Genomic DNA, 20,644 nt, shown 5'->3' on the forward strand with positions numbered 1-20,644 from the left:
TTCAGGTGTTCAACTCGGACAGGTACTTGATCGCCGCAAGGCTTGGCAGGAACGTGTAGGCACCGCCCCGTGCAAAAATCAGGCGCGGAAAACCGCGCAGGCGGATCGTTTCACCATCCGGCAGGGTCATATCGAACCAACTGGTTTCGGGCGTATTCGCACCCAGCAGCGGATCGTTTGCGCCGGTAATGTTCGGGTCCTGCAGACCGAGATTGATCCAGTCGCACATGACGGCCTCGAATTGCGCGCCAATATTGGCACCAATGAAACTGCCCAACAGACCGCGTTCTGCGGTATCGGGATTTTGGGGGTCAAAGTCCGGGCCATAAGACGTGCCGCGTCGGACCAGTCGCCGCGTGTAGTTCGCAATGCGCTGAACGATCGGCCCGCCCCGCGGGTTGCCGCGCCGCAAATGCGATCCGGCCGGGCAGCGTGAGCCGTGCGAATAGTCGAAATTGGTTAGCGAGACTTCTTCCTCGGGAAATTGGGCGTTTGGCGACAATTCGTATGGGGTCCCGTTGCGCCAGCGCCCGCACATCTGCGCCGCGACCACTTCGCGAAGGGCGCCATGCATATCCGGGTCTTTGACGATGAGATGCAGTTTCTTCGGGTCCGCCAAAAGGGCCCTTTTGGGATGGCTCATCAGTTCCGTAGCGGCCTTGTCCAGATAGGCCTCGAATCCGGCGGCGTCCTGTTGCAGCACCCGGAAGGCATTGAAAGACCCGTTGAATCCCAGCTCGTGCGGGGACGGAACGCGGAACAGCACGCCTTCTTGTTTGGTGGGATATCCCAGCAGCGCCGTGCCGAGCGGGTCCATGGGTTCATCCACACCCACCTGATCTGGATCGGTGACATGCCTGAAGCGCGGCTGCGAGATGCCGTCGACATACCCGAAGAACACTTTCCCTTCGGGCAGATTCCGCCCATTGCGCACACCGAGAATGGTGAAGGCCTTGGCAACTTGCGCCTCGACCTGATCAAGATGGTCTTCGGTGTCGGAATGAACCGATGCAATCAGGTGTATCCGCTCGGGCTTGTCAAACGGAGCAGGCCAGTTTTCGGGCGCGCTTTTGCCGAAGTCCCCGATCTTGATCGCCCGTTTGGTCATCCCTTGAACGAATTCCGTCGGGAAGGTCTTAAGATGCTCAGCCGGCGTACCCAGAGCGCGCAGCCCTTCAAAGGTAACTCCGATGTTGAAGCAGAACGGCGGCCTGACGGTCCAGGTAACATCGCGGGTAATCGCCGGAACGTCGCCGTGGCTGTCATCCACTGTTGCCGCCAGAAACTGCCGGGCCGCTGCGCGGTCGCTGACCTCAAGAACCAGATGACGTACAAGATTGCGGCGATATCCACGCAGGATATTGCCCTGAATGTCTGCGAGGTTGAATTTTGTGTTCACCAGCCCTGTCCAAATTTCTGGCGCACCTGCGCGGCGGAAACTCCGGGATAGGCGCGATAGCCTCCTCCCAACGAAAGATTGCGGTTCGCGTGCAATTGCAGAACGAACTCACGCGGCAACGTCGCCAGTTTGTGCGGCGGCTGGTTCGGCGGCAGCCCTTTTGCGGCGTCCTGCAGCCCGAACAGATCAGTCGGGAAATCGGCGGCCTGGAACAGGTCATGTTCCTGCACCCAGTCGATGAACTCCTCGACGTTGTGTTCCGTCGGGATCAGGTGTTCGGCACCGTCCACCAGCGAAATAACATCGTTGAAAACACTGCCGATGGTGGTGATGAAATCGCGGATGTAGTTGCTGAAATCACCGTCATAGACCGAGATCATGCAAATCTTGTCTTCGATCAGCAGGAAACGCGCGAAATGAACGGTTCCGACATTGTCCAGGCCGGCAAAGATCTCGTCCACATTCTGTGCAATCGCCAGCGTCGCATGCGCTCGTCCGGCTGGCGAAGGATCCTTGAGCGGCATGATCAGGTTCATCATGCGCTGGACGTTTTCACTGGGCTGTGGCGAAGGTCTGGGCCCGCCCGGAAGCTTGGGCTTGGGTTCTTTCCAGATCCAGAACGGCACCACGACGTAGCGCGACAGGAACTTGAACCATCCCCGCTCGGGCAGGCTGTTGACGTAGCGATTGAACCAGCTGTCCTTACGTGTCATCGGATGGCCTCTTGGGGAATGGGCAGGGGGTTGCGTCCCGCAGCTGGCTGGAGAATTCGTAGGATTCGATGCGGATCTTGAGAACCGGATCCTCTGAAACCTCGATCCCGGGCGTCAATAGGCCCGGATTGAAGCTGAGCTTTTCCGCATTCTCGATCTGATCCTCGGGCACCGCGTCCAGCGTCAGTGTGCCCATCATGATGCGTTTGCGGTGCGGCGGCCATGGCCGGGCCGAATTTTCGAAATCGTCGCCCACCTCACCAATGGCCATCATCAGTGAAAACCGTGCGGGTTCGACTGCCAGCCGGTCTTTCAGCTCCTGCCGCAAATAGTCATCGTCCGGGGTTTCCGCGGGATCGGTTTTGAGAACACCGGCGATCGGTTGCCATGAAAAACGGACCCAGCGCTTTACGTCATCCTCGCCGGTGACAATAAATGTATGAACCGCATGATAAGCCGCGCGAACATAGCTGACGGGCGCGCCGATGGCTGCCGCCTGCAGAACGCCCAATTGTGCCTCGGCATTCTCGTCCGCGAACTTGATGGCACCGTCATCCGGGCTGATGGTTTCGTTCGGGTAGGGATCCCGTTTTGGCAGGATCAATTGCAGCAGGTTGATGATCTTCCGCCACGGCGACTCGCCATAGTACATTTTTGGTTTCGCCGCCTCGGCGAAATCCAGAAAGTTCTCGGGCGTCGACGAAAAGAACTCGGGCAGCGTCATGGCGATCAAGTCGGTGTCGGTGCCATCCGAAAGGTGAAACCGGACAGCCATACCGCGCACGTCGGACCAGCCGTCATGTACGGCGGCACATCCCGAGCCGTTCGAGAACCGAACGATGACATCCGTCTTGTCGGAACGGAAATGGTCGGCGGCGCAGAAGTTCCGGGCAATCAGAGAGGGCTTGAAGAAACCTGTCGCGCTGATGCCTATTGTATGAACCGGTCGCAGCTTGGGATCGCCATCCGGTCGATGCAATACATGAACCAGCTGCTCGGCAATGACGGGAGCGCTCATATTTTCCCCCCTGAGCGTTAATTAATCACTAATACCTGTGTGTTAACCTTAACGGCTGCGGCCCCAAAGGCAATAAAAACGTCACATGTACACGCGCTTGGGTCGCGGTTCCCTGACGACAGGAACGTGATGCAACCCTTACCAGCGGCGCGCCATCTCGACGGCCTTGGCCCAGTCCCTGCCTTGCTTGCTGGCTTCGAATGCCTGGTCCATCAGGGTGTAAGACGACGGCTTGTGGGTCGCCAATCCGACCATTTTCGGCAGAGGCGGGTTTATGCGGACCAGACGGTCTTTCAAAACGAGGTGGGCCATCCAGTACAGGTTCTCGGCCGATGTCGTAAGCAGCAATTCGATCAAAGCACCCTTGGGCGCGTTGGAAGTGACGCCAAACCACTTGAGCAGACCCCAGTCGTCGGGATCCCGGATCATCTGTTCCGAGATGTCGGTGGGCTGTTGCCCGGTGCCGATCGACAGGGCCTCGATCTGGTCCAGCCCCGGCGCCCGGCCCGCAGCGATGGCAACGTTAATTCCGTTCATCACCGGGTTGTTGGCAAAAGCGCCGCCATCGGCAAAGTAGCCGTAATCAACCCCCTCTGCCCTGATCAGGTGCGGCGGAAAATAGGACGGCGCCGCTGAACTGGCCATGGCCACGTCCAGCAGTTTGACCGCACTCATATCCAGCCAGGCGTCGCGCTCGACGTCATGGTTTGTGATGGTGAACGGCGCCCAGCCTACCTTGTCACTGCGATGGAGGCACACAGTGTTGACCGCCAGAACCAGATCGCGTGATAGCGAAGATATGGTCCGGTCGCCGACAAGCGACAGCCCGATTTCCGCCAAACCCGAGGCATTGTACTGCGCCGCCGCAATGCCCGGTCCGCCGCCCAGCTTGAATTTCTGCAGCACCCTGTCCGCCACCTTGTCCAGCAGGCTGCGTTCGTTTTCGCGGAAAATCGTGGCGGCGTCGTCCCGGTAGTGTGCGGCCAGTTCTCCAATCAGCGTGGCCATATCCTTGCCCTGGGTCCGTCCGTCGGCCAATGCCACCGCGATCAGTCCACCGGTCGATGTGCCCGCAAAACCGTCCGCCTTGTCCAGAAGCTGAGTTTCCTCGTGCAAACTCTGCAGAATACGGCACGTCAGATATCCACGAATTCCGCCACCGTCGCAGGAAACCAGTTTGAATGGCATCCGATTTACCCCGTTATTGTTTTCAGAGAAGGGTTGCGGACCGGGTCGAAGTATCACCCCTCCGCGAGCCTGTCTGACTGCTTCGGTTTCGTTCTTTCCCATATCATCAGAAAATTGTCACCGGGGTACAAGCACCTGGCAGACAATGGGCGCGTCTGGTAATCAGGCGCGGTCTTTGTGCGAGAACAGGATCTTGTCGGTAGGGAAATCAAGCCGGAAGTCTGCTGCACGCCTTGGAAGCGCGCGGTAGAAACTCAGCAATCCTGGCTCAACGGGTTTCGCAAGCGTCGCGCATTTATCGCACATTTCCATGATCCTGAGATGCGGCTGCCGGTTGCGAATGGCTTCCAGCAGGCTCGAATGCTCTGCGCTGAGTTTCTGAAATTGTTCGCTTTCAAGCAGTTCCTGATCGCCCACCAGCGCAAACACGGGTTCCGGGTGGGATTTGCCTTTCAGATCGACAAACCCGGCCCGCAGAGTGGCAAGGGTCGTTTCTGTCGCTTCCTGTACCGAGTTCGAGACCAGAATATCATAGTCGACATTGCGACAGCTCTGTTCGATGCGCGCCGCAACGTTCACCACATCGCCAATGACAGTGTAATTGAACCGGCTGCGCGACCCGATATTGCCGACACAAGCCCAACCCGTCGCACATCCGGTTGCCAGGGCAAGCGGAGGACGATCCTTCATGATGTCAGATCTGTTGAATTCAGCCAGTGCTTTGCGCATGTTCAATGTCGCCAACGCGGCGCGATGCGGGTGATCCTTGACCGGCAGGGGCGCATTCCAGAATGCCATGACGGCGTCACCGATGAATTTGTCGATCGTCCCACGCTCGAGAAGGATCTGGTCCCCGATTTCAGAGAACAGCTCATTCAGAAGGGCGACAAGGTCGGTGGCGGTCACCCCTTCGGACAGCGGCGTGAACCCGCGGATATCCGAGAACATAACGGTTATTTCCTGAATTTCACCGCCCAGATGCAACTGATGACCGGTTGCTTCCATCTCATCGAGAATTTCGGGCGCGACGTAGTGCGAGAACACCTTTCGAATGGCGCGTTTTTCGCGTTCTGTCGAAATGAACATGTAGCCCGCCAACAACCCGAAATTGGCCATTCCGCCAATCATCGGGAACGTCACATCAAAAAGGATCTGCTGGTTCTGGAAGACCAGCCAGCCAACCGCCATCACAACCGCTGCCGCAATGCCGCCGGCAACAAAAGACGCAACGGCTCCAAAGCTCGACATGACTGCCGTGACTACCAGCCCAAGAATGACAAAGGCGATCAATTCCAGCGCCGCGATGACATCTGACCGGTTCAACATATCGCCTGTCAGGATCTGTTCCAGAATCTGCGCATGAATGGACACCCCGGGCACCGATTCCCCAAGGGACGTCTGGTGAATGTCGAACAGACCAGCTGCCGAGGTGCCGACAAGAATGATGCGGCCTTCGATTTTTTTCTGCAGATCCGGATCGTCGGCCGAACGCATGACGCGGTCTGCCGACAGATAAAGATCTGGATTGTCGCGCCGGTATTTCACCCAGATCTCACCGTGTTCCGTTGTAGGCACCGCGTAACTTCCAACATCGATGCCCAGCATTATTCCGGGTTCGTCCTGAGACCCCTCTGCCAGAATGATGGGTTCATCCAGTGCAATCCTCAGCGCCTCGATTCCCAGCCCCGGCATCACTCCATCAGGTCCGCGCCACAGTGCCGGAACGCGCCGGACCACCCCGGTTCCGCCCAATGGCGAGACATTGACCCCTCCGATGCCAGCCGCGGCGCGATCCAGCGGCTCGGCGGGGGGCGCCCAGTGTGGAACCGAGATCAAACCGGTCGTGGGCGAGTCGCCAATTTCGACAATGCCCGTTTTGGGTGGCACCTCGCGGTCGCCACCTGTCAGGCGCGCCGCGACGCCCAGCACGACTGGCCAATGGGCCATTTCGAACCCGAACAAGACATCGTTATCCAGTGCCTTTGCACCTGGTTCGATATCAACCAACCCTTCAAGCGCCGGGTCATTGAGAAGACGGGAAGGCGAAAACCGATCCGGCTCGACAAAAAGCATGTCGAAGGCGATGACCGCCGCGCCATATTCACCCAGGTTTTTCACCATTTGCGCCAATAACGTGCGTGGCCAGGGCCATTGCCCCCAATTGGCCAGGGAAGTTTCATCGATATCGACCACGCGCACCGGCAAGTCGGGATTGTATTCGCGTGGAGACAGTCTTTGCAGGATGTCGAAGTAGATCAGACGGGACATCTGAACCGGATAGGGGTCCATCGAACGAACCAGGCAACCGAACAGGATCAAAACAATTCCGAATAGACGGAATGCCCATTTTCGGCTGTTTTTATCCCTTGTTCTTGCTGTCACCTCTGCCTCCGGGCGCAAGGGGGTCACGTTGTTTCGACAATACGGTCCGAGTCGTTTTCCCGGGAGACCCTATTCGACTTCAGGATCACGGTCGGGTTCTGTTTCAGGCTCAGGATCGTACTCAGGTTCAGGATCGTACTCAGGTTCAGGATCGTACTCGGGTTCAGGCTCCGGCTCGGGTTCAGGCTCCGGGTCACGGTCCGGTTGGGATGGCGGATCCGGGCGGTTGTCTGGCGGGGCGGGATCTGACACAGCACGCGCCTCATTGGTACTCGTTTCACCGGGCGGCGCAGGGCGGGGTTCAGACCGACCGGGTGATGCAAAGAAGCGAACCGGCCTGGCGTTTTCGGAACAGCCGCCGAATTCGACCTGAAGCGGCGGAAGCAACCCTTCCTGCGACCGCGCGAACGGGAAACCGCTTTCCAGCGCCTTCCTGTATTGCTCGCGATCCACCGGCCGTCCGACGCCGCCACCCTTACTGTTCGCAAAAAGGCTGCATTGTCTCCCTGTGGATCGGCACGACCCGTTCAGGCTGCACATTCGAACAGTGCCTTCCAGAACCAGCATCGCGCTTTGGTCGCCGGAAGCAATCCAGAGATCGAAAGTCGTTCCGCGCACCGCCATGGTCGCTGATGGCGTCGAAATGGAGTAAGCCCGCTTTCTGCTTTTTCCGGAAATGAACCGGAAGCTGCCACCCAGTGCCTGTACCGCAAAGGACTTGGCCTTGCGGTTGTTCCGCAGCATTTTGACATCAATGACCATACGCGCATTGGGGCCGATGGCTATTTTCGTGTCATCGACAAACACAAGCTGAACCACGCCTGATCCGTCAGTCGCGATCGCATCACCCGAGTCGACCTCCATCCCCGTCCGCAACGCTTGTGTTTCTCCGGCACGCGTCACCTGAGCGCCTTGCTTGGCACTAACGACTTTTCCGATATTTGCGACGACCTGCGACGGCAGAATCACAATAAGGCAAACTGCCAAACACACTTTTAACCAAGCCAATCCAAGCCCCTTTCCCCCAAAGGTTCCTGCCGGGTACACACCACCCCAAGCCCGATTGATGCCTCACAACAAACAGAATAAATCTGCAGACTAAATATAGGCAAATATGCAGTAATGCTTATGTTTTTGGCAAGTTTAATATCACCGCCCCAAAAAACGACTGTGGTCAGGTGACGGCCGCCTCGTGTTGAACCGTCGTTTTTGTCCGGCACTCCCTGCCAAGAAAACAGCTGTTATTCGACGAAGACTGTCACATGTACGGCCCCCCGGAATTCCGATTTGCAGCCGTTTACAGAATTTTGCCATTTAGCAGGAAAATCGCCTTGTATCTTGGTGACAGGCACGGATATACCCGTCGGCGGAGACGTGGCCGAGTGGTCGAAGGCGCTCCCCTGCTAAGGGAGTAGGCGGGAAACCGTCTCGAGGGTTCGAATCCCTTCGTCTCCGCCATAAAAATTAACAAAAATCAAGATGTTAGACTCATCTCTCTTTTGGCGCGATTTGCTGCAAAATCGCTTGCATTAGGTGTTGGGGTGCGATCTGGGGTGGATTTTTTGTGATATTTTTGCCACCTACTGGCTAGGTGCGATTCTGACGGCAAATCCGCCAAGATACGAGGATCGTTCAGTGGCAGCAGCGCGTCATTCGTAATGATGGAGTCGGGGGTTCGAGTCCCCTCAGCGGCACCAGTTCTCCAATAATTTTCGATATTTATCTGCTGTCGGCCCTTAGCTGCTGTTGACGGACGACCAACTATGCTGCAGCGCGGCCCGTCATTCTGGCCGTTCGCTGCAACGGCAAAGTTTCAACGGTGCCAATCGCACTGGCTGCGAACAAAGAAGACCTGCTTCTGGCTTTGATTGGAGCTATCGCCTTCTCATATCTGTCGTGGTTAAGCTAAGGCATATACTAGTATCACCAAATTGGAATTTGCATTGCCTGAGGCTGGAGGAACATCAACCCAATCAGGGATTTACTACCAGAATAGCGTAGCTGCGCTTGCGTTGTCTGATCTGATTAGTTTCGATCAATATGTCCGACGTGAACAAGTAATCGAAGTTCGGGTTGAAGCGCCCGAAAGTATCGATGATTTGGTTATCCGATATGCTGACGGTCACCGAGATTTTCGTAGCATTAAGCTCTCCCTGAGAAAGGGAAGTATCGCTTGGACAAACTTGTGGAAAGGCTTTGGTGCTCAGTATTCTTGTTCCGAACTGGGCCTAGGTGACAAGTTCAGCATTGTGGTCGAGACGGAGACGGTCGCAAGCCGTCTGGTCGCTGACATTTGTGCGGTCGCCGAGTCGTCGCCAGATAGTACGGAGTTTCGTTCTCGGATTACTGAGGCTCAACAAAGCACAGTCACCAGTATCGTCAATGTTTTGGGGTCAGAAGAAACTGCGTTCAACATTTTCAGACGAACAATGGTCATCGTCTTGCCTAGCATACAAATCGAAAGAGAGTTTGCTAATAAAAGGGCGACGGGAGAACACCCCGCGCCGGAAAACCTCATCACTGTTCTGAGAGATATCGTCGGTGGAGAGGGAAGAAGAAGAGGCCTCTTTCTATCCGCCACTCTTCGGCGCCGCCTTTACTCCGAACATGGCATTCGCTTAGCTGAACCGATTGAATGGGGCCTCGATGCATATCGCGCCTACTTGAAGCGTCGTTCCCGGATAGAAATTCCTGGAACAGGGATCACTCGTCCAGCAGATGATCTTTTTGTTTGGCCCCGAGTGAGGCTATTTGACCGCGCACGTGTTACTTCATTTGAAGACGAGAACATTCACTTCAACTATGAAGATCACGAACGCGGCGTTGATCTTTCCCTGTTCCCCAATACGGAAGCAGAGAAGGTCATCATTGTCGCTGGCCCAGGCCACGGAAAAACTGCACTAATTGCAACCGTTTCAGGACGGATCGCCGACAGTGTATACATTCCCGTCAACGTGTCGCTTGCGTCATTCTCTGAAGCTGATGACAGCCTTCTTTCATACATACAAAGTCGCATAGGTCATGAACTGAGTGTCAATGCGGATTGGCGTAGGTTGTCAGAACAAGGGCTGTTGGTTCTGCTCCTAGATGGGTTGGATGAGGTGCCATCGGTCAAACGATCGCTGGTTTTAGAACGGATCGAGACTTTTTCATCCTTGTTTCCCAAAGTTTCGTGGATGTTGACTGTTCGTGACCCTTCAGTGGTCATTGGGCTCGAAGAGGCAACGGTCCTTGAACTTCTGCCACTGAACGACGACGACATTGTTCGTTTTGCGGACGCCATGAAGGATCATATTCAAGGAGGTGATGGCTGGGACGTTCTCAATAGATTGAAGCTTTACCCCGACATCTATCGCCTCGCTCGCATCCCTTTGTTCCTATCTATGCTTTTGTCGGTCACAGACCTTTCAGTTCACAAGGCCCTTACGCGATCTGACCTTATAGAAGCATATCTAAAAACTGTCTTCTTACCCGCAGCCCATAAATCAGAAGCTCCGCGAGAAGACGATAGTGCGGTGCTACGAGCTATAACTCAACAGTTGGCTTTTGAACGAATTGAGCAGCAAGAAATTGGTGCAACTGAAAGGGAAGTTCGTAGGATAGTCGGTTTCTTCTCCAACGATCCCAACGAGAGCGCTCGCTTTTTCGATAGGCTAAAAATCAACGGAATTTTGAGACCCCAAGGCTCTGTTCGGCTCCAGTTTCCCTATCCGATCGTTCAAGAATATTTGGCAGCTTGCCATTTGAGCGAGCAAGAAAACTCAAACCTAGAACAACGCATCAGCGATGCGGTCCATCGACCTTGGGCGCAGGTGTTACAGTTTGCTTTGGAAATGCATAGCAACCCCGAAACCATCATGCGTGCTATGCTCGAGAGGCAAGATGATGCTTTCTGCACCGGCCTCCGCCTTGTTGGACGTTGCATTGTAAACGGGGCCACAGTTTCTCAAGCTTTCTCTGACTGGGTTGGTGGCAAGCTCGTTGACTTCTGGGTTCACGCACCTTCGCGCGCGCGAGAGCAAGTTGGTCGCCTTTTGGCGGATGGATTCTCTGATCCAGTCTCTTCGAAACTAAGAGACGCACTACATCACAGATGGCTAGTCAGCGATGGGGCCGGAGAAATCATTTCGAGGGCGGACGACCCTGAACTTACTCTCAGCGTCGTGCGCTCCCTGATTGCTAAGGACCGCAGTTCAATAATGATCTACCATACTTTGAAGCGAGCACTTCGTTCGGTTGGTGATGAGGTTCTTGAATTGCTCAAAGAGGAAATGACTGCAGAAGGATTGGATGATCGTGAAATCCAGGAAATCTCCAGTTTCATGTCCAACCTTTCGACAAGTGCAGTGTCCCGTGATCTCGCGCTTTCGCTTGCGCGAAATGCCAGCTTTCCTATGCAGGCGCGATTCCGGGCGTTCGAGCTCGCCGGTTCGCCGCTACCCGAAGACGGCATCAAGCTGGCCGTCGCAGCATTTCGCTCAGAGAACTGGGACGCAAACTATGAAGCCAGGGATCTGACCAGACTTCATCCGGATCCCGAAAGCTTCTTGCTTGAGCTTTTAATGGATGACCTGATTCCAGTAGAACGAAAGCACGATGCGGTTTTCGACGCTCTGAGATGGATGCAACCACTGGAAGAGTGGCGAGCCTTTGGAGCCAGAGTGGTTGCAAACCAAGACATCGAACAAGACGTTCGGTTGGCTTGCACTTTAATTGAAGCAAGGCACGGAAATCGTAAGGCGATTGAGCGGCTCATTGATCGCATTCCAGACTTACCCATGCAATTTGCTACAAGCACCATTAGCCTCCTTGGACATTTTCCACTTCGACATTTGGCCGAGCGTGCTGCTGAACTTATTCAGAGACGTGATTTGACGGAAGACGACATTGCCCAGATATCCAGTGCGTCTCACACAGGAATGCTCCACATCTTTGAGATGGATTTTATGTTCGGAGGCACACTTAGATCGACGGCACCGCATCCCGGAATTGCCATTTGGGCCACTCTACTAGAGGACTGGGCGATACAAAATGATCTCTCCCCACAAAATCGTATCAGTGTACTAACAGCAGCTACCGCATTGGGCTCTGAATGGGCAGGTGAAAAGCTTGAAAGGGAACTCAGTCAAATTGATGACATGGATGCTCCCGAGTGGTTCGAAGGCGATGAAGACGGCCACACCTTAGGTCACGCTCTGCATTACCTATTGAAGCGGAAGCCCCTGTTAAACCCTTCAATTATCGAAGTTGTCCTTTCTTCCAAGCGCTACAATATAAAAAGGGATGGCTTGATTGCTCTAGCCAATCATGGTGACGAGAAAGCCCTTGATAAACTGATCTTACTCCATGCCAAGGAGGACGATTGGCATTTGGCCGATACAATCGAAAATTCGATCGAGTTGCTGGCCGCCCGATTGGCTGTCTTTGTTCGCGAGATTGACGGTAAATTCGAGATTCAAGCCAACCGAGCTGAAAATGGCAAAGAATAACAACAGAGATGACTTTTCGCAGGCGACCAAGAACCGTCTTGAGAAACAAGCTCGGCATCACTGCTGCAACCCCAGTTGCAGGAAATTGACAGATGCGCCTACCACAGACGGCGCAAAAGAAGTCAGAATTGGAGTAGCCGCACATATCTGTGCCGCAGCACCCGGTCGTGGCGCCCGCCGGTATCGCGCCGATATGACGCCGGAGCAGCGGAAATCGGAGGCAAACGGAATTTGGCTTTGTCAAGACTGTGCAAAGGCAATCGACTCTGACGACCCCATTTTCACCGAGGCATTATTGCATGGCTGGAAGAAGAAGCACTCAGAAGACATGTGGCGTAGCGTTGTCGATAAAGTTGCTTTTGGCCCATCCATGCCGCCTACCGGCGGGGAAATCGGCATTCGCTTGCGAGAGGCTGCCATTGACGATCTCTGTGTCTTCCGCCGTATGCCTAAGTGGCCCGGAACAACCGTTTCGCTCACTTTGACGCTAAAGGTTAAGCACCTGGAAGAGGCGCTGAGCACGCGCTCGCTTGCCAACGCCGTCACTACGTTGGACGACCTGATTCTTGTCGCGGCACCCGGGATGGGAAAGACTACAACCCTCTTTCAGGTCGCCGAACGATTATTGGAAATCGGCAGCGGCACGCCGCTCATCGTGTCGCTTGGAGACTGGGCCACTGAAGGCGAAGCGCTGCTCGTTTCTATCCTCAAGCGCCCTGCGTTCAACGGGATTTCGGAGCAGGATTTCCGCACCGTCGCGACAAAGCCTGGTGTCGTGCTGCTTCTTGACGGTTGGAACGAACTGGATGCCGCCGCACGCGAACGCGCTCGCGTGCAAATCACTGCGCTCAAGGCTGAATTGCCCGAGCTCGGTCTTGTCATTTCCACACGCAAGCAGGCGCTCGACATTCCGTTCAGCGGGACGAGGGTCGACTTATTGCCGCTTGATGACGATCAGCAAATGGAGATCGCACACGGCTTGCGGGGCGACGCCGGCGCACAACTCGTTGATCAGACTAGGCGGACAGCGGGTGTCCGGGATCTTGTGACCATCCCACTCTATCTCACGGCACTTCTTTCGCTGCCCGAGGGCACGCCTTTTCCGACAACAAAAGAAGAAGTCCTACGGCGCTTCATTGCCGCACACGAACAGGAGGCCCGCAGTGCAGCTGCGCTTCATGCCGTGGCCCTCGGCTTCCAGCAAGACTATTTGGAAAACCTCGCCGTATTTGCAACGACAACGGCCAACACGGCGATCACGGACAGCAACGCGCGCAAATCGGTAGCTTACACCGCGCGGTTTCTGCTGGACGACGGACAAATCGCCATCTCCACGCAGCCCGACACGTTGCTCGACAAGCTTGTCAGCTATCACGTTCTGACGCGCTCCGGCGACACGCCGGGCTACTCGTTTCAGCACCAGCAAATTCAGGAATGGTACGCCTCACACTATGTCGAGCGACTGATCCTGCGGGCCGTCAGCGATCCGGCAGCACGCGAAAAACTTAAGGTCGACGTGCTCGATCAGCGGCCTTGGGAAGAAGCAGTTCTGTTCGCAATCGAACGGTGCGCACGCGGGGACGCCATATATAGGGCCGCATGCAGCGCTGCCATCTGCGCAGCTTTTGAAGTCGATCCTGTCTTCGCGGGCGAAATGATTTTCCGCGCCACCGACGAAGTATGGGCACCAATTGGCAAGGAAATGCGGAGCCTCGCCGAACAGTGGCACGCGCCCGGCAAGGTGGATCGTGCGGTGCGTTTCATGATTGCGTCCGGCAGGCCGGAATTCAGCGATCTTGTTTGGCCTCTTGTCACGCACGCGGACGATCAGGTGCACCTGCACGCGCTCCGGGCGGCGAAGCAGTTTCGTCCCTCCGTACTAGGGAGTGACACGCCTACGCGGATTGCTTCATTGCCATCGGAAGTCCGCAAACATGTACTAAGTGAGATCGCATCGAATAGCGGAACTGACGGCCTCGATCTTGCGACCGCAATAGCGAAGAGTGACAGCGAGCCAGAAGTGAAAGCGACGGTTGTCGATGCGCTGTCATTTCGACGGGCGGACCGTCACGTCGCCGACTTACTAGTGGACGCGGGTGACGCGACCTACGACATCCTCGCCCGAAAAGGCCTTCTCGACGACATTGCAGTCGAAGCTGTCCAGCAAGAACTCGAGCGAGCGCGCGAAAGACGGACTGCTGACGGAATATCGCACATTGAGCGCCTGCGCACGCTCATCTACTCACCACGCGGAGGTGAATGCGATGCCGACATTGCTGAGTTTGTTGCGGAAATGGAGATCGACCGCAAGCGCGATATCGATAGGCATCTATTGTACGAAGTACGAGAACGCTATCCGCAGGCTCTCGCTAATGGGTTGCTGCGTCGCCTGCGCGAACGCCGCGAGCTCTTTTACGGCGCGGATAATGTTCTTGCCGCCGCCGGCTTTGCCCTTGAGGACGACGAACTGCTCGAAATTGCCCTCGAAGAGACAAACCACCATGACGACCACGCTAAAGCTGCCTCCTCAGTGCTTGGACCTACCGCTGTTGGTCGGCTGATCGACGCGTATCTTGCTGCTGGAAAGGTCCTGCGCGATGCCAGCGGAAAATACAATCAGGCTGCAGGTGATCGCTATCACGGTTTGCGCGACCGTATCGGCCACACACCGGGCGCAAGTCTGGTGACCGCCGTTCAGGCGCGTGCGGCAGATGCCGAAAATGAGGAAATCGTCCAACTGGCCGCACTGTTTTCCCGCCAGAACAACGGCGACGACGAACGGGCGCGACCCTTTAGTGAAGAAGCCTTGGCTGTAATTGGTGCGCTGGCGCGCAAATGGGCCGAGCGCATGCTCGCCACTGAGGATGAAGAGCGCTGGCGAGTGGCTACAATCGCAACGATGATGAGCCACGCTCCATCTGTGGAGCATCTTCCCCTCTTGGAAAGGATGCTTGACAACAACTTACGTCGTTATCGGGCTTTCCGGGAAATGGCGACCGCCAGTGGCTGGAAGGATCGCGACGCTGTACACGAAGCTCAGCATCCGCACATGCATGAATACCAACGTGCGTTCGTAGCAATCAACGCGCCAGAGACCGCTGCATTGATGCGTCAATACCTGATGGATGAGCATTTTGGCGAACTGGCCGCCCGTGTACTTGCTGCTCAGTGGTTTGAGGCGAATGAACCCAAAGACGACAAAAAATTCCGGGTCGGCGTAGACTTTTCGCGCGTGGAAGCGCGCCGGGAGGCACGCGCTTCCGATCCAGCCGCGACCTCGATCGAGGCGGAGGCTATCTTCGGCGCAATCGAAACCTTGATTGCCGATGGCTCGTCGGATGCACAGGTGAAACTGGCGGTTGCGCTCGGCATTGTAGGAGCACGACTACCCCACGGGCAACGTGACGCGACGATCCGAAAGCTAATTTCCGTCGCGCCTCGGCAGGCGCGCGCAGCCTTATTGTTGTCGCTGGTCCTTTCTGGCGAGGACATCGATAATAAGCTCGTTGCCGATGGCATAGCTGAGACTTTCAAGGCGGCCGAGAAGGAGACTTGGATCCTCACGCAGAGCGACGCTTATCAGTTACGCGATTGGTTGCGCCTTTTGCCGTTCGCTACCCCGGTCACCGACTTGCCCGCCATCGTGCGCAGTATGCCGGAGGCACATCGTAATCCACTAATGCTCGAAGAGATGGTCCATGGACTCCGCAGTTCGTCTTTGGACAAAACTGAAGACGTGACTTTCATTCTCGCCGAAGAAGACCCACGTTTTTATGGAAACCATGCGTGGCGCGAGACCGTGTTGCGGTTTGGCACCTTGTCCGCTGCTTGCCGTCTTATCGACCTGACCGTCAGCGGTGCGTTCGATGGCAGTTCATACGAAGGATGGCATCTGAGACGCGAATTGAGTGGCCTGATCTCGGAGTTTTCCGAGGTCCGCGCTTATGTCCAGGATCTCCTGAAAGATGGGCCGACAACGAAGCAGCTTGCCTCGCTAGCTTCCGCAATTGCCGAAGACCCTGGCACCGATGATGTGCTGATGCTGATCGAATTCGAGATGAAAACAGGTAAAGCATTCATGACCTGGCAGTCGATCCAAAACGCCGTCACAGAGCACGTCCCGGTGGAAAACTGGGAGAATGCTTACGATATCGTGCCTGTCCCTGCGGTTGAACTGCGTGGCAAGCTACTGGCCATGACAAGCAATGGTGGCAAGGATGACCCGGCAGCCCGCTGTCTTAACCTAATTGACAACCTCCGGGATGAGCACGGTGCCCCAGAGACGGAGCCACGACATCCTGATTTGGCCTCCGGGAAGCCTTGGCCGATCCTAGCGCCTCGTCTATCTTCTCAGGATGCGAGTTGAAAAACTGCTATGAGCTAGTGAAGTCAAAACCGAAGGCTCGGACTTACACTGCCTAACGTCGATGTTTTCAAACGCATCAAAAGTCCGCTTTGACAATTCTGTCCGGTCGCTTTGCACCTGCGGCGAACTTCTGCTTTCCGCCCTTCATAGGTTTGTGCGAGGCGAAAAACTAAGCGCGCAAGAAATTCGCCGAGAATTGCATCACTTGAGGTGCGCAAGAAATCTCGAACGGAGGCGTCAAAATAAGAATCGTTCATGCGCCAAAGACCGGGCAGCTGTTCATTCGCGACCTCGACGGGAACCCCCGCCGCGCGCTGAAAAACTGAACTCGGAGTACTTGGCCGTAATCGAAGCGCTGCAAGCTAAGGGTCCGTTGATCATAGGCGGAAAGTCCATGGGCGGTCGTGTTGCCAGCATGATTGCGGATGAGCTGTTTAACGCAGAGCACATCGCTGGTTTGCTCTGTGTAGGCTATCTACGAGGTGCGGTGTCATGTCTTCTCTATTACTGAAAACAATTTAGCCTCAATCTGAACGTCACGCTATGACTGCGAAGGGCTCGGTGCGGTCGTTCGTCGAATTGTGGTGAGTAACCGCACTGCGGACAAAGCGCTCGTTCATATCACGTTAACAAACCAAGCTGATCTTGGTCACTCGCTCGCTTCTGCAATGAGCGTTGTCCACGCATCGTGCTGGGACAAGAAAACCCTGCCGTTCAGACCGTCGACAATATGAGACCGCTTGAGTCTGTCCATAACAGGACCCTTAACTTCGGACAGATGTAGGCCGACGCCAAGCTCCTTAAGGCGGTGATTGATCGCCTCGAGAGTTTCCAGCGCTGAGTAGTCCACTTCGTTAACGGCAGAGAACATCAAAACAACATGTTTGACCTTCGTCCGCTCGGCAAGGCGACTGAAGATCAGTTCTTCCAGAAAGCCGGCGTTTACAAAGTAAAGGCTCTCGTCGATGCGCAACGTCAACACCGTAGGTGCGGTTTCGACATCGTGGCGCAGGACATTTCGAAAGTGCTCTGTCCCGGGCACGCGGCCCACTTCCGCAACATGCGGTCGAGACGTCTTGTACAAATGCAAAAGTATTGAAATAGCCACTCCAGACGCGACGCCGACTTCAACACCCAGACTGAGCGTCAGCAAAACCGTTGCAGATACTGCGATGAAGTCCGCACGGGAAAAGTCCCATGTTCTGCGCAATATTGAAAAATCCACAAGGCTCAGAACCGCCACAATGATTGTGGCGGCCAACGTAGCGTTTGGCAGGAAGTACACCAATGGTGTCAACGCCAAGGCGGCGATCGCGAGGCCAAGCGCAGTATAGGCGCCAGCAGCAGGAGTTTCAGCGCCGGCATCGAAATTGACGACTGATCGCGCAAATCCCCCCGTGACCGGGTAGCCTCCTGTGAACGCTGCGCCGATATTGGCTGCGCCCAGTCCAATGAGTTCCTGGTCCGGATCGATCCGTTGACGTTTCTTGGCAGCCAAAGTTTGCGCGACTGAGACGGATTCGACAAAGCCAATCACTGAAATCAGAATCGCCGGAACCAACAGCGCTGCAAGCAAATCGGGCGCAAATCCTGGCAAAGTAAGCGGCGGCAGGCTTTGCGGGACTTCCCCAACGATTTCCACACCCATTTCGACAAGATCTAATGCCCAAACCGCAACCGTAGTAGCAACTACGGCGGCAACAGGTCCCGCCTTCGTCAGAATATCGGCAAGCGCCGCCGGGGCGCCTAGCCTCAATAGTCCAGGTTTTAACCAACGGCGGGCCCCAAAAAGGAAGGCCGTCGCACTGAGACCGATAACAAGCGTAACCCAATTCACCTCGTGCAAATGCGCAGCAATCGATGCGAGTATCTCGAACACTGTATGTCCGTGAGCATTGACACCCAAAATGTGCTTGAGTTGGCTGGCGGCGATCAAGATCCCGGATGCTGTGATAAAACCCGCAATCACCGGGTGGCTCAAAAAATTAGCCAGGAAGCCTAGCCGCAAGAACCCCAAAAGCAACAGGAAACCGCCAGAAAGAAATGCGAGGGTTAGTGCCGCAACCGCGTAGCCTGCCGTGCCTTGTTCAGCAACCTGACCGACCGCTGACGCTGTTAACAGTGAGACAACGGCAACCGGGCCAACGGCTAAGGCGCGACTGGTTCCAAATACTGCGTAAAGCAGAATTGGCGCGATGGATGCGTACAGCCCCGCTTCAGGTGGCAACCCAGCCAAGAGCGCGTAGGCCAAGGATTGGGGTATCAGCATGATGGTGACGATCACCGCCGCAATCAGATCGTTAGAGAGCTCCGCCCGTCCATAGCTGCGAGCCCAACTCAGAACCGGCAGATATTGATTCGCCCGCATCGTTACCTCCCGCTACGCCGCAGTGCCTCGTAGTGCGCGCCACAGCGCTGCAGCGCGCTGACCGCTTCGGCAGTAGCCAAGGACAGGCTCAGGCAGCTCTGCCAACGCCGTAGAAAATTCAATGTGGTTCGCTTCTGTTGCGCCGGAGTGTTTGACCGGCACATAGCGAGCTTGAAGACCTTGAGCCTTGGCGCAGTCTTGGATCTCGCCAAAGGTAGGCTGACCCTTTTCTTCGCCGTCAGGACGGACACAGATTAACGACCGAAATCCAAGCGTTTTGACTTCCGCAAAGTCATCGGCCTCTAATTGGCCGCAAGTACTGAAGTCGTCGGAAATTTGGGTGATTTCCATCGCTCTCATCCTTTCAAAATCAGAGTTTGTTGACCGGAATCTTGAGCATGGGGTTGCCGTCCACGTCCGTTGGCACCTCACCCGCACGCATATTTACCTGAAGTGATGGGATGATCAGCTTCGGCATTGCCAGCTGAGCATCTCGTTCTGTGCGGAACTTGACGAACTCTCCTTTTGATTTGCCACCGCCAACGTGGATGTTGTGGGCTTTCTCATCGCCGACAGTTGTTTCCCAGGCAATGTCCCGCCCGTTTGGTCCGTAGTCATGACACATGAAAAGTCGTGTTTCGTCCGGCAAGCTCAGGACTTTTTGAATGCTATCGTAAAGCGTTGCTGCATCGCCGCCTGGAAAATCTGCGCGCGCCGATCCCCCATCCGGCATGAACAAAGTATCGCCCACAAAAGCCGCATCCCCTGCAACATGTACCATGCAAGCCGGCGTATGGCCGGGGGTGTACATTGTGAACACCTGCATATTGCCAACCATGTACGCATCGCCGTCTTCGAAAAGCTGATCGAACTGGCTGCCATCACGCTGGAACTCGGTACCTTCGTTGAAGACCTTTCCAAACGTGTCCTGCACGATCATGATTTTTGAACCAATGCCGATTTTTCCCCCAAGCTTTTCTTGGATATACGGCGCCGCACTCAAATGATCGGCGTGAACATGGGTCTCAATGATCCATTCCAAATTCAGATCTTGGCTTACGATCTGGCGGATGAGTTCGTCTGCGTGATCGTAAGTGATGCGCCCGGCAGCGTAATCAATGTCCATTACGCTGTCGACAATGGCACATGAGTTCGAGGTTGGATCCTTTACAATATAGCTGATGGTGTTCGTTGCCTCATCGAAGAAGGCCTGAACGTCCGGCTTGATGTTTATGTTCGAGTGATACGTCATCTAACTTTACTCCTGAGAGTTTGAGGCAATGGGTGATTACGCCGCCGACTTAACAGGTCGCGCGAAAAGGAGCCTGCGCAGTACAAACCCGGCAAGAACGGCAACCAGAAAGAGAGCGACTTCCCAACGCCCGGTGCCAAGTGCCGGAATAGCAGCGCCGGGGCAGAAGCCTGCAATTCCCCAACCGACGCCAAAGAGAGCCGAACCACCAACCAGTCGCTTGTCTACGGCCCTCGCGCTTGGAATCTGAAAACGCCCGCCAAAGAGCGGCGTTGTTTGCCGCCAGGCAAGTCTGTAGCCGAAGAAAGTGACCAGGAGCGCACCACCCATAACAAAGGCGAGGCTAGGATCCCACGTCCCGGCAATATCGAAGAAATTCAGAACTTTGGCCGGGTCCATCATGCCCGACACAGCGATGCCAATGCCAAAGATCAGGCCAGTAAACAAAGCAAAAACAAGCTTCATTGCA

General features: G+C 55.5%; 13 protein-coding genes and 1 tRNA gene. 4 read left to right on the top strand and 10 right to left on the bottom strand.

Annotated elements, in window-relative coordinates:
• Position 1 precedes the first annotated feature (1 nt).
• The 6 genes from ACR0FE_RS17585 to ACR0FE_RS17610 all read right to left on the bottom strand — a co-directional run bounded on the left by ACR0FE_RS17585 (position 2) and on the right by ACR0FE_RS17610 (position 7,603).
• The gene (locus tag ACR0FE_RS17585) at positions 2-1,399 is read right to left on the bottom strand and encodes a Dyp-type peroxidase (protein ID WP_480914300.1); all 1,398 of its coding nucleotides are present in this window, start codon (positions 1,397-1,399) and stop codon (positions 2-4) included.
• Positions 1,396-2,112 (bottom strand): hypothetical protein, encoded by a 717-nt coding sequence (locus tag ACR0FE_RS17590; RefSeq protein WP_170681703.1) that lies wholly within the window; start codon positions 2,110-2,112, stop codon positions 1,396-1,398. Before ACR0FE_RS17590 ends, ACR0FE_RS17585 begins: the two co-directional genes overlap by 4 nt.
• Entirely contained in the window at positions 2,102-3,130 is a 1,029-nt protein-coding gene (locus tag ACR0FE_RS17595) for a catalase (protein ID WP_480914302.1), read from the bottom strand. Before ACR0FE_RS17595 ends, ACR0FE_RS17590 begins: the two co-directional genes overlap by 11 nt.
• Before the next feature lie 138 nt (positions 3,131-3,268).
• The gene (locus ACR0FE_RS17600; protein WP_480914304.1) at positions 3,269-4,318 is read right to left on the bottom strand and encodes a patatin-like phospholipase family protein; all 1,050 of its coding nucleotides are present in this window, start codon (positions 4,316-4,318) and stop codon (positions 3,269-3,271) included.
• Between the two features lie 162 nt (positions 4,319-4,480).
• Positions 4,481-6,700 (bottom strand): CHASE2 domain-containing protein, encoded by a 2,220-nt coding sequence (locus ACR0FE_RS17605; protein WP_480914305.1) that lies wholly within the window; start codon positions 6,698-6,700, stop codon positions 4,481-4,483.
• Between the two features lie 69 nt (positions 6,701-6,769).
• Entirely contained in the window at positions 6,770-7,603 is an 834-nt protein-coding gene (locus ACR0FE_RS17610) for a FecR family protein (RefSeq protein WP_480914307.1), read from the bottom strand.
• A 465-nt stretch (positions 7,604-8,068) separates the two neighbouring features.
• Between ACR0FE_RS17610 and ACR0FE_RS17615 the strand changes: the two genes are divergently transcribed.
• From ACR0FE_RS17615 to ACR0FE_RS17630, 4 genes are all read left to right on the top strand, one after another.
• Positions 8,069-8,158, top strand: a tRNA-Ser gene (locus ACR0FE_RS17615).
• A 473-nt stretch (positions 8,159-8,631) separates the two neighbouring features.
• The gene (locus tag ACR0FE_RS17620) at positions 8,632-12,189 is read left to right on the top strand and encodes an NACHT domain-containing protein (RefSeq protein ID WP_480914309.1); all 3,558 of its coding nucleotides are present in this window, start codon (positions 8,632-8,634) and stop codon (positions 12,187-12,189) included.
• Positions 12,176-16,555 (top strand): NACHT domain-containing protein, encoded by a 4,380-nt coding sequence (locus ACR0FE_RS17625; RefSeq protein ID WP_480914311.1) that lies wholly within the window; start codon positions 12,176-12,178, stop codon positions 16,553-16,555. Before ACR0FE_RS17620 ends, ACR0FE_RS17625 begins: the two co-directional genes overlap by 14 nt.
• 61 nt (positions 16,556-16,616) lie before the next feature.
• The gene (locus ACR0FE_RS17630; RefSeq protein ID WP_480914313.1) at positions 16,617-17,066 is read left to right on the top strand and encodes an alpha/beta family hydrolase; all 450 of its coding nucleotides are present in this window, start codon (positions 16,617-16,619) and stop codon (positions 17,064-17,066) included.
• Between the two features lie 138 nt (positions 17,067-17,204).
• Here the strand turns inward: ACR0FE_RS17630 and ACR0FE_RS17635 are convergent, their stop codons facing one another.
• From ACR0FE_RS17635 to ACR0FE_RS17650, 4 genes are read right to left on the bottom strand one after another with little or no spacing between them, the layout of a single operon-like run.
• A complete protein-coding gene (locus ACR0FE_RS17635) occupies positions 17,205-18,923 on the bottom strand; it encodes a SulP family inorganic anion transporter (RefSeq protein ID WP_480914315.1) in 1,719 nt (572 codons plus the stop codon).
• Between the two features lie 12 nt (positions 18,924-18,935).
• Positions 18,936-19,274 (bottom strand): protein tyrosine phosphatase family protein, encoded by a 339-nt coding sequence (locus ACR0FE_RS17640; RefSeq protein WP_480914317.1) that lies wholly within the window; start codon positions 19,272-19,274, stop codon positions 18,936-18,938.
• Between the two features lie 19 nt (positions 19,275-19,293).
• Positions 19,294-20,175: an MBL fold metallo-hydrolase gene (locus ACR0FE_RS17645; protein WP_480914319.1), complete on the bottom strand. Its 882-nt coding sequence runs from the start codon at positions 20,173-20,175 to the stop codon at positions 19,294-19,296.
• Between the two features lie 36 nt (positions 20,176-20,211).
• Positions 20,212-20,640 carry a DUF6691 family protein gene (locus tag ACR0FE_RS17650; protein WP_480914321.1) on the bottom strand — a complete coding sequence of 143 codons (429 nt, stop codon included), beginning with the start codon at positions 20,638-20,640 and terminating at the stop codon, positions 20,212-20,214.
• Positions 20,641-20,644 lie beyond the last annotated feature (4 nt).

Source organism: Ruegeria sp. K7 (genome assembly GCF_056531785.1).